The organism is Acidithiobacillus sp. IBUN Pt1247-S3 (assembly GCF_041146875.1).
Lineage (GTDB): Bacteria > Pseudomonadota > Gammaproteobacteria > Acidithiobacillales > Acidithiobacillaceae > Igneacidithiobacillus.
Genome location: NZ_JBFRXP010000003.1, coordinates 102,407 through 111,769 on the forward strand (window position 1 = coordinate 102,407; position 9,363 = coordinate 111,769).

10 protein-coding genes are annotated in these 9,363 nt (G+C 58.4%); 8 read left to right on the top strand and 2 right to left on the bottom strand.

The window, feature by feature from the left end:
- Positions 1–3 precede the first annotated feature (3 nt).
- The 3 genes from AB4090_RS03425 to AB4090_RS03435 are packed head-to-tail and all read left to right on the top strand — an operon-like array spanning position 4 to position 2,631.
- Complete coding sequence (locus tag AB4090_RS03425; RefSeq protein ID WP_369572460.1) at positions 4–960, top strand: chemotaxis protein; 957 nt, start codon at positions 4–6, stop codon at positions 958–960.
- Between the two features lie 15 nt (positions 961–975).
- Positions 976–2,322: a methyl-accepting chemotaxis protein gene (locus tag AB4090_RS03430; RefSeq protein WP_369572461.1), complete on the top strand. Its 1,347-nt coding sequence runs from the start codon at positions 976–978 to the stop codon at positions 2,320–2,322.
- A 6-nt stretch (positions 2,323–2,328) separates the two neighbouring features.
- The gene (locus AB4090_RS03435) at positions 2,329–2,631 is read left to right on the top strand and encodes a hypothetical protein (protein ID WP_369572462.1); all 303 of its coding nucleotides are present in this window, start codon (positions 2,329–2,331) and stop codon (positions 2,629–2,631) included.
- Positions 2,632–2,644: 13 nt separating this feature from the next.
- Here AB4090_RS03435 and AB4090_RS03440 read toward each other — a convergent pair whose 3' ends face one another.
- Both AB4090_RS03440 and AB4090_RS03445 read right to left on the bottom strand, forming a co-directional pair.
- On the bottom strand, positions 2,645–2,923 hold the full coding sequence (locus AB4090_RS03440; protein ID WP_369572463.1) for a hypothetical protein: 279 nt from the start codon (positions 2,921–2,923) through the stop codon (positions 2,645–2,647).
- A 3-nt stretch (positions 2,924–2,926) separates the two neighbouring features.
- Positions 2,927–4,501 (bottom strand): phosphomannomutase, encoded by a 1,575-nt coding sequence (locus AB4090_RS03445; protein ID WP_369572464.1) that lies wholly within the window; start codon positions 4,499–4,501, stop codon positions 2,927–2,929.
- On the opposite strand from AB4090_RS03445, the gene AB4090_RS03450 reads away from it, so the two are divergent.
- The 5 genes from AB4090_RS03450 to AB4090_RS03470 all read left to right on the top strand — a co-directional run bounded on the left by AB4090_RS03450 (position 4,492) and on the right by AB4090_RS03470 (position 9,342).
- On the top strand, positions 4,492–5,319 hold the full coding sequence (locus tag AB4090_RS03450) for a metal ABC transporter ATP-binding protein (protein ID WP_369572465.1): 828 nt from the start codon (positions 4,492–4,494) through the stop codon (positions 5,317–5,319). The genes AB4090_RS03445 and AB4090_RS03450 overlap by 10 nt on opposite strands.
- Positions 5,312–6,172, top strand: coding sequence for a metal ABC transporter permease (locus AB4090_RS03455; protein ID WP_369572466.1), 861 nt, complete (start codon positions 5,312–5,314; stop codon positions 6,170–6,172). The genes AB4090_RS03450 and AB4090_RS03455 overlap by 8 nt, the downstream gene beginning before the upstream one ends.
- The gene (locus tag AB4090_RS03460) at positions 6,172–6,951 is read left to right on the top strand and encodes a metal ABC transporter permease (protein WP_369572467.1); all 780 of its coding nucleotides are present in this window, start codon (positions 6,172–6,174) and stop codon (positions 6,949–6,951) included. The genes AB4090_RS03455 and AB4090_RS03460 overlap by 1 nt, the downstream gene beginning before the upstream one ends.
- 79 nt (positions 6,952–7,030) lie before the next feature.
- Entirely contained in the window at positions 7,031–7,399 is a 369-nt protein-coding gene (locus AB4090_RS03465) for a hypothetical protein (RefSeq protein WP_369572468.1), read from the top strand.
- Between the two features lie 5 nt (positions 7,400–7,404).
- Positions 7,405–9,342 (top strand): transglycosylase SLT domain-containing protein, encoded by a 1,938-nt coding sequence (locus AB4090_RS03470; RefSeq protein ID WP_369572469.1) that lies wholly within the window; start codon positions 7,405–7,407, stop codon positions 9,340–9,342.
- Positions 9,343–9,363: the final 21 nt, after the last annotated feature.

Below are 9,363 nucleotides of genomic sequence, written 5' to 3' on the forward strand. Positions count from 1 at the left end.
GAAATGGATAGCGTCTTGCGCGAGGTCGATGAACGCGCCCAACTCGCGGGCACCAATAAATTCGAGCTACTGGTTTTTCGCCTCGGGGCCGACACCGCCCTCGGTAGCCAGGAGCTTTTTGGAATCAATGTCTTCAAGGTGCGTGAGGCATTGGTCATGCCGAAGATCACACCTATGCCGGGAGCGCCCGAAAATGTGCTCGGGGTCGCCAATATCCGCGGACAAATCATTCCGGTCATCGACCTGCCCCAGGTAGTCGGCTGTCAAGCCAAGGGACTGAACATCCTGCTGGTGACGGAATACGAACGCTCCGTGCAAGGTTTCGCGGTAGAGGATGTAGAAGAAATTGTGCGCCTCAACTGGAGCCATGTGCTCTCCGCCGAAGGCGCTGCCGTCGGCGGATTGGTGACCAGCCTCGCGCGCCTGGATGAAGATGAGGAAAAGGCACGCCTCGCGCTGGTCCTCGACGTCGAACACATCTTGCGTAAGGTTTTACCCTCGCGCTTCAAGAGTGGCGACGAGCTCAGCCAGAACCACAACGTGGAAATTCCCTCCGGCTCCGTCATCCTCTACGCCGACGATTCCGCCGTGGCTCGCAATCAAATTGAAAAAACCTTGCGTAGCCTTGGTCTACCCTTCATCAGCACCAAAACCGGGCAAGAAGCCTGGGAGCGCCTGCAACAGCTAGCCAAAGATGCGCGCGCCGAAGGGCGTGCCATCACCGACAAGGTGGCCATGGTCCTCACCGATCTGGAAATGCCAGAAATGGATGGTTTTACGCTAACTCGTCGCATCAAAGAAAACGAAAATTTGCGTGCGGTGCCGGTGGTAATTCACTCCTCCCTTTCCGGTAGCGCCAACGAGGCACACGCGAAGAGCGTTGGCGCCGATGGCTATGTTGCCAAATTTCTACCCGACGACCTCGCGCGCTCAGTCGCGAACGTCATCCACCGTCATTAAAACGAGGCAAGGACCATGCTCAATGCACCGGACTCTCTCAGCTCCCTACTCAGCTCCTGCCTCGATGGCGATCTCGAAACGGCAAAATTACTGCGTGAAGACGAGGAATTTCAGAGCTCGATAGCGCCCCTCTGCAAGCAACAGCGCGAGCAGCTTCGCCAATACTGTCGCGTTCTCGATCAACAAACTCTGGCCTTACAAGGATCGAACGACAACCACCTGCTTGGACTCGCGTTTCGTGACAGCCTGCAACGCGCCGAGCTCGACAGTCAGTCTTTACTCGACCAAGCCCAAGCGGTCATTCGCGCCGTCAAAGATTCGGCAATTGCGGTGGCAGCCAACCAAGATCTGGCCGCGCATACCCTGCACGATGTGCAGTTGGGCAATCAGCGCCTATCCGAACTCATTGGCGAGATGGATCTCGTAGAGCAAGCGGTAAATGGCATGGGCAAGACCGTACAGGCCTTTCTCGAGCAAACCCGCACCATCACCACCCTGGCGGTAAAAGTGCAGGAGATCGCCAAGCAAACCAATCTGCTGGCGCTCAACGCGGCCATTGAAGCAGCCCGTGCTGGTGAACATGGGCGTGGTTTTGCCGTCGTGGCAGACGAAGTCAAAAAGCTGGCCCAGAGCTCCTCTCACGCGGCCAGCGACATTCGCAACGCCGCCAACAATATCAACGAGGGCGCCGCTGAGGTAGAGAGCCGAGTATCGGCCAGCATTCAGCATCTGCGACGTGGCGGGGACTCCCTGGAAACCGTGGCCGAGGTTCTCGGCATGGCCAATCATTCGGCACAAGAAACGCAAGAAAATATACAGAACATCATTAATGGCGGTGCCCAAGAGATCGCTGCTGCGGAGGCCATGGGATCACACATGCAAACGCTGCGCAGCTCGATGCAAGGTTTTGACGGCAGTTTCACAGAAATTCGCAATTGCCTCGGAAAGATACAGAAAAACCTCGAGCAAGGCGCCGAAGAAGCCATGACAGGCACTACTCCCCTTGCGGTACGTCTCAGTATCGCAAAAAGTGACCATGTGCGCTGGGTAGGAAAAGTGCTCGAGGCGATTAGCACCGGCAACACCAGCCTAGGCGCGGATGAGCTGAAAGACGAACACGCTTGTCGCCTGGGTTTGTGGATGGACAATTTGATGGAGACATCCCTAACGCAAAGCACAGAATTTGCTGCCCTACAACAGGTGCATCCGCAAGTACACAAGTTGGGGCTACGCCTGCTGCAGTCCGTGCGTGAACAAGACCTTGCCGCAGTTCGCAAAGGTTCGGAGCAACTCAAAAGCCTCAGCCTGCTGGTGCAAACCCAGCTCGACAAACTGCGCGAAAAAATTCTCGCAGCGGAATAATCGAGGGTGGCAAAGCAAGAGCCCGTGGCAGAGACAGAGGCGATCCCCATGCCAGCAGCGCGCTGGCCGAGATTTCGTCTGTGGGCCATTGCCTTGGCAGCGGCCATTGCTGCAGCCAGCGGCACGCTTTTACTGCCCCCACCGATCTCTCCCGCCGCACCGTTTTGGGCTCCCTACCTCCTCTACGTCTTACGTTTTTTGGTTCTCTGGTATCTTGCTCGCGTCGCGGTACGCAGCCTGTTTTTCCTGGCTGAGTGGATGCTCGAAGCACTGCTGCCAATTCGCCACAGCGCCTCCCCCAGCGACTGACTTGCTCCGTCTGTTAGTGCCGCGCCATCCACCAGTCGCGACCTAATCCAAAGATCGTAGCCGACGCAGAAACGAGAAGAAGATCGGCTATCCAGCGCCAGCGCACCCAATTACAAAAAGCGGCCAAATGTAATAGCGTATCAACGCCCATACTCGGTCCATGCAACGCTAGTTGCGCCTTGGCGTTGGTTTCAAACACCACACCAAAATACCGCATCACCATCAAAAACAGCGCGATGGCAAAGAGGGCCAGGCCAGTGTAGATCCACGTGGAGCGGCGGCGCCAGCGCATCGATTAGGCTTGCTTCCAGGCATGGAGCTGCTGCATCGTCGCCACGAGCAGGGCATCGGCGCGCCCAGCCGTCGCCGCCTCGACATAACAGCGCAATTCCGGGGCATTTCCCGAGGGACGCAAATGCAAGATCTCGCCTGCCGCACTGCACATACGTACCCCATCGGTTAGATCCCGTTGCATGGCAACGAAACCCAGGCAGGCAAAATCCTCATTAAATGCGGCGAGTCCGCCTGAAGCGTCCTGATATCGCGCCAACATGCTGCGGCTTTTTTCTGTCGGGAAATTTTGCTCCCGATCACTGCTGGTAAAGCGCTGCGGCAATTCTTCCAAAAGGGTCGAGAGGGGTTTTTCTACACTCGCTGCGGCAATGAGTGCCGCCAGCATGGGCAAGATGGCATCGCGGGTAGGGAGGGGACGCAGTACGCGCCCCTGCGCTTGCAGCGCCGAGGCGAGCAAAAAACCGCCATTGGCCTCATAGCCCACCACCCGCGCGCAACCTTCTGCCAGCAGTTGGTCCATACCGGCAATCACATAAGGAGAGCCAATGCGAGTGCGCAAGGTACGCGCAAAGCCCTGCCCACGCTCCAAACCGGTATTACTGGAAACTGGGGTTACCACGCCCTCCGCTGCCAACAGCGCAGCGCAGACCTGCCCCAGTTGATCGCCCCGCCACCAAGCCCCCGTTTCGTCGGCCAGCATCGGGCGATCGGCATCGCCATCGGTACTCAATAACGCCTGCAATTGGTGTTCGGCTACCCATTTTTCGGCCAATGCACGATCCTCTGGACGCAGGGCCTCGGTATCCATGGGGACAAATTCTTCTGAGCGCCCCAACAAGACCGTCTCTGCACCAAGCACCTGCAAAATTTCGGGCAACAAGTCGCGGGCGACACCCGAATGTTGGTAGACGCCGACCCGCCAATTGCGCAATGGCTGGCCAACAAAAAAATCGAGATAGCGGCAGCGATATTGCTCCAGCCCTACCTCTTCGGCTTCGGCTAGCTGGGGGCGCCGGCGCAAGGCACCCGCAGTCGTAAATTTTTCGCCATCGAAGGGTGGCAAGGCGGCGAGTATCCCCGCCTCATCACTTTTACTAAGTTCGGCCTGCGGTCGGTTGAACTTGATGCCATTGCGGTCGAAGGGGATATGGCTACCCGTCACCATCAGCGACGGCACCCCAGCCTGAAAACCGGCAAAGGCCAGGGCTGGCGAGGGAATCCGTCCCAAATAACGTGGCCTACCGCCAGCATTCAGCACGCCTTGCCAGGCCGCCTCCAGGATTGCTGTAGTGCTTGGGCGCAAGTCTCCCGCGAGAAAGACCTGCTGACCAACAGGAAACTCACCCAATGTACGTAAGTAATCCAGGAACGCGACAACATGGCCGAGCACCACGGCGTCAGTCAGCTCGCTTACCAAGCCCCGCAAACCACTCGTACCAAATGCCGCCATCATTTCCTCCCCGAGAGTCAAGCCATCATAGCATGGCTTGGCGACCATTAGAGTGTACTTGACAGCGGAAGGACGACGCTCTACGGTACGCAACTCTGTTGCATCGGTACGCGCCCATGCCTGCATCCTCTGTCATCACCGACCCCATACTAGCAGTATCCCATTTGGGGGTACGCCTTGGTGGACGGCAAGTACTGCGTGACATCTCCTTTACTCTCGGAGCGGGCAGTGTTTCTGCCTTGATCGGGGAAAATGGGGCGGGCAAGACCACTCTCCTGCGCAGCATTCTCGGCATCCAGACCTGGCAAGAAGGCAGCATCGAGGTGCTCGGCAAGCCCGCCCACACCCAGCTCTCCCGCGTTGGCTACGTCCCGCAAAAAATTGCTTTCGACCCTTACGTACCCCTACGCACACGTGACCTGGTGGCCCTGGGCCGGATGCCGCGCCACTGGTGGCAGCGTCCTGATGGAGATGCGGTGAATCAGGCCCTCGCTGCCGTGCAGGCGGAGAGTTTTGCCGAGCAGCGGGTAGGGATGCTCTCCGGCGGTCAACAACAGCGTGCCGTAATTGCCCACGCCCTGGCCCGTCGGCCACGCTTATTACTCCTTGACGAACCCTTGGCCAATCTCGATTTTGCCAGCGCCAGCCGCCTGGTGCGCCTGCTCGCCAGCCTTGCACAAGAGCAAGGTATCAGCGTTTTGGTCACTGCACATGACATGAATCCGCTACTACCCGTACTCGACCACTTGGTTTATCTGGTCGATGGACGCGCCGCTGCGGGCAGCGTGCAGGAGGTGGTACGGAGCGAAGTACTGAACCCGCTCTATGGCTATCCAGTAGAGATATTACAGCATCGCGGGCGCCTTCTCGTATTACCGGAAGATCCGCAACAGGGGCTGGAGATTCCTTGCCATGCCCACGAACATCTCAATCACGATGACTGACCCCCTGCATCTCGCCAGTTTCTTGCAGAATTCCGCGGTACAGACCGCACTGTGGATGGGCGCCCTCGCGGCTGTGCTGAATGGCAGCATGGGCATCTTCACGGTGCTTCGCCAGCACAGCTTCGCTGGCCATGCCTTGGGAGACAGCAGTAGTGCTGGCGGCGCAATCGGGATATTTCTCGGCATTTCAGCCCTATGGGGATTTTTGGCGATGGCCTGGATCGCTGCCCTGGCCATGGGCGCCTTAGGTCTGCGGCAGGCGCGGGAACGCGACCTGGCCACCGGCATCGTGCTTGGCTGTGCGCTGGGCATTTCTGCCCTCTTTTTATACCTGGACGTGACCAGCACCCAAGCCAGCAGCGCGACCGTCGATGTCATGTTTGGGTCGATTTTTACGCTGGCGCCACAATTGCTCTGGCCAACTGTCATTCTCGTTGTCATCGCCATCACTTTAATCTCCATCTTCTATCGCCCTTTTTTACTGATTTCTGCCGATCCTGACCTGGGACGCGCAGCGGGTTTGCCCGTGCGTCGCCTGGAACTCTTGTATCTGCTCCTGTTGGGCAGCGCCGCTGCCTTATCGGCCCTTTCCATTGGCGTCATTCTCGCCACGGCGCTACTGCTGGGACCGGCGGCAAGTGCCCTGCGCCTTGCCCGCAAACCCTGGCAGAGTTTCCTCTACGCCCAAGGGATCGCGCTCATTGCCGTGTTTGGTGGAATTTATCTCGCTTTCATCAGCTATTACTGGTCGGATGGCGCCAGCTGGCCAGTGAGCTTTTTTGTAGTAACCCTAATTCTACTTTTCTATCTGGCCAGTGCTGCCATCGGACCCATGCGCAAGGCCAAGTTCTGATGTTTTCCAGCTACCTCCTGCACACCTGGATTGCCGCCACCTTGCTCGCCATTGCCGCCGGAAGCCTGGGCTATTTCGTCGTTCTGCGACGCAGCGCCTTTGCCGCTCACGCCCTGCCTCTGGCCGCCTTTCCCGGCGGGGCGTTGGCAACCTTGTTTGGCTTTACCCCACTCTGGGGCCTAGGCGGCTTTGCCATCCTCGGGGTAATTTTTCTTCGTGTCTTTGCTCGCCTTGGGCGTCGCGACGTGGCCATGGGTTTGCTGCTCAGCACCTTTCTCGCCCTCGGCGGACTCTTTCTGAGCCTGGGCCGGGAATATGCAGCGCGGGTCTACGGCCTGCTCTTTGGCGAGGTATTGGGGATCTCTGCCGCCAGTATCCTGCCCCTGGCCCTGCTTGCCATCGCAGTTGTACTGCTGCTTCTCTGGCGTTTCCCGGCACTGCTTTTACAATCCAGTCAAGCCGAGCTCGCCAGCGCCCGCGCGATCTCCAACACCGGCATGGAGTGGTTTTTTCTCGTTTTGCTGGCCCTGGTGAGCGCCGCCGCTGTCCCCATAGTCGGCACCCTCCTTGTGTTCACCCTCTTGGTAAGTCCCGCTGCTGCCGCACAACGGCTATCGAGCCGCCCGTACCAAGCGTGGCTCCTCGCTATCGCCCTGGCGGAGCTCCTGAGCTGGTCGTCCATCGCCCTCTCCTATTGGTCCAACTGGCCGCTGAGCTTCTTTGTTGGTGGGCAAGGCGCCTTACTCTTTTTGTTCAGCCGCATCTTTACCCGCGCTTGAGTGCCTTCCCTCTCAGCGTGCTTAGTGGCATCATCTAACGCATTGAGGGAAGAACACCAAGACGCCGTCGAGGGAAGTCATGAGCACACCGAGCAGCAAACGACCTGACCGCTTCATTATCAGTGGAGCCATGCATGGCGTCACCCCAGAGGCTCGCAGAAGATTGGAAGAATTCGAGAAGCTCGGCGGCCATATCGACTATATTCCCGAAAAGGCCCTCGCCCTGATCCAATATGATGGCCGTTGTGGGGCAGAGCTCGAAGAACACATGGTCGCGGTCCTGCAGCAGGCGGGGGCCTCTTGCGAGTCCCACGGGGTTATCTGCCATGGCAAAGACCACTGTGAGCCTCTGAACTTACATGTCGGACCGTTGGCCGAAGACCATCCCCGCCGCGGTGAATCGCTCAGCAAGCACCTCGGGCGCTGGTTACACCTCAAACAAAAGTAAAACCCATGCGACTGCGTCATTGGCTTGGGGCAGGTCTGCTACTCCTCTCCAGCTTCGCCCACGGCGCCCTCAGCACACAACAAGACCAGTTGCTACAGAATGCCGCCGACGCCTTCGCGCAGGGCAACTACCAACCCGCGGCGGCCGCACTCCCGCAGCTTGCCAATACCTACATGGGTCCGTGGGTCGCCTATTGGTCCCTACAGCCGCGTCTGCAGACGTTGCAAGCAGCGCAATTCCAGGCCTTCGCCAACGAATTCCCACATGGCGCCGCGTATCTCCTGTTACGCCGTCAGTGGTTGTTGGAATTAGGAAAACGGCAGGACTGGCAAAATTTCGCACAGGTGTATCAAGCCGGGCCAGCTCCCAAAAACATCAGCGTACGTTGCTACGCAGCACGCAACCCCCTAATGCAACTAGGTAATCCGTCGGCTCTGTGGGAGGCAGCTGCAGCGAGCAATGGCGCTTGCAATCGAATGGCACAGAATGCCCTCGCCCAGGGCCAAATTTCGCAGACGCTTCTCTGGCACAAACTGGCGGACATGATCCGTGGACAGCATTTGCACAGCGCCACCTCCCTAGCCAATTTTCTTCCGGGTAACGCCGCAGTGGCTTTGACAAGCATTGTGCAGAGCCCCGCTGCTTGGCTGGCAGGTCAGGGTGTAAACGCAGTACCGCAATATGGCACGCGCACGGGCGCGGAACTGCTGCACCTCGCTCTGCTCGGCTTATTGTCCAGTGATCCCGCGCTGGCTGTAGCAAAAAGCGAATCCTTGCCCGGGCTTTCACCCGCGCAGCGCGCATCTGTTTGCTATAGTGCGGCGCAACAAGCGGCACGCCGTTTCCAAACCAGTAACGCAGTCGCTTGGTATCAGGCTGCGGTGAACGCCGACCCAAGCTACCGGCCCAACGCCGACGCACTCCATTGGATGGTGCGCTCGGCTTTGCTGCAACAGAATTGGCCCCTGGTTCTCGCAGCCGTGCACCGCCTACCCGCAGATGAGGCGCAAAAAAGCCAATGGCAATTCTGGAAAGCCCTAGCCCTACAGCAAAGTGGGGATAGCCGGTCGGCACAACAGATTTGGACCCAGATTGCCTCCCCCTTTGATGCCTATGGGCAATTAGCGACGGCCGCCCTTGGCAAAGCTATGCGTCTTCCAGCACGCACCCAGAGCCCTACCCAGCTTGTAGCGCAGGCATTCGCGCAACCAGTCGATGTAACCGCCCAAAATAGCGGTCTGCGGCGTGCACTGAAACTCTATCAATTAGGGCTGTATTTCGATGCCTTGTGGGAATGGGGGCAGTATCTCGAGACTTTACCTGACGCCAGCGCTATTCGCGCTGCTGCCCGCCAAGCCGCGCAGAATCAGGCGTGGTTATTAGTCATCAATGCCAGTACAGATGTCGCTGATGATGGCGACTGGCAGCAAGGTTATGCTCTCCCATATCGCCAAGAGATTGTCGCGAGTGCAGCGGCCAATGCCCTTGCGCCCTCCTTCGTCGCCGGTGTGATTCGGCAAGAGTCTGGATTCGCGCCGGGCATCAGCTCGTCTGCAGGGGCACAGGGCATTATGCAGGTCATGCCTGGCACGGCGGCCTGGGTGCAGAGCCACTATCCGCAAACTGCAAACGCCGATCTCCACAGTAGCAACGGCAATATTCAAATTGGCACCACCTATTTAGCCTATCTGCGCTCCCAGTTTGGCGACTCCCCCCTGCTCCTTGCCGCCTCCTACAATGCCGGACCCGGTGCGGTAAATCGCTGGTTGGCGCAGATTCCCATTAGTGATAGCAAATGGGCCGGATTGATCTTTGCGGCCAATATTCCCTACCAGCAGACCCGCGACTACGTTTTGGCGGTACTGAGCAACGCAATCGTCTACCGCGTGCTGCTCGCTGAGCCCTCAGTCTCCTCGCTGTCGTACTGGCAGCTCACACGCTAGACATGGCTACTGACTTGATAA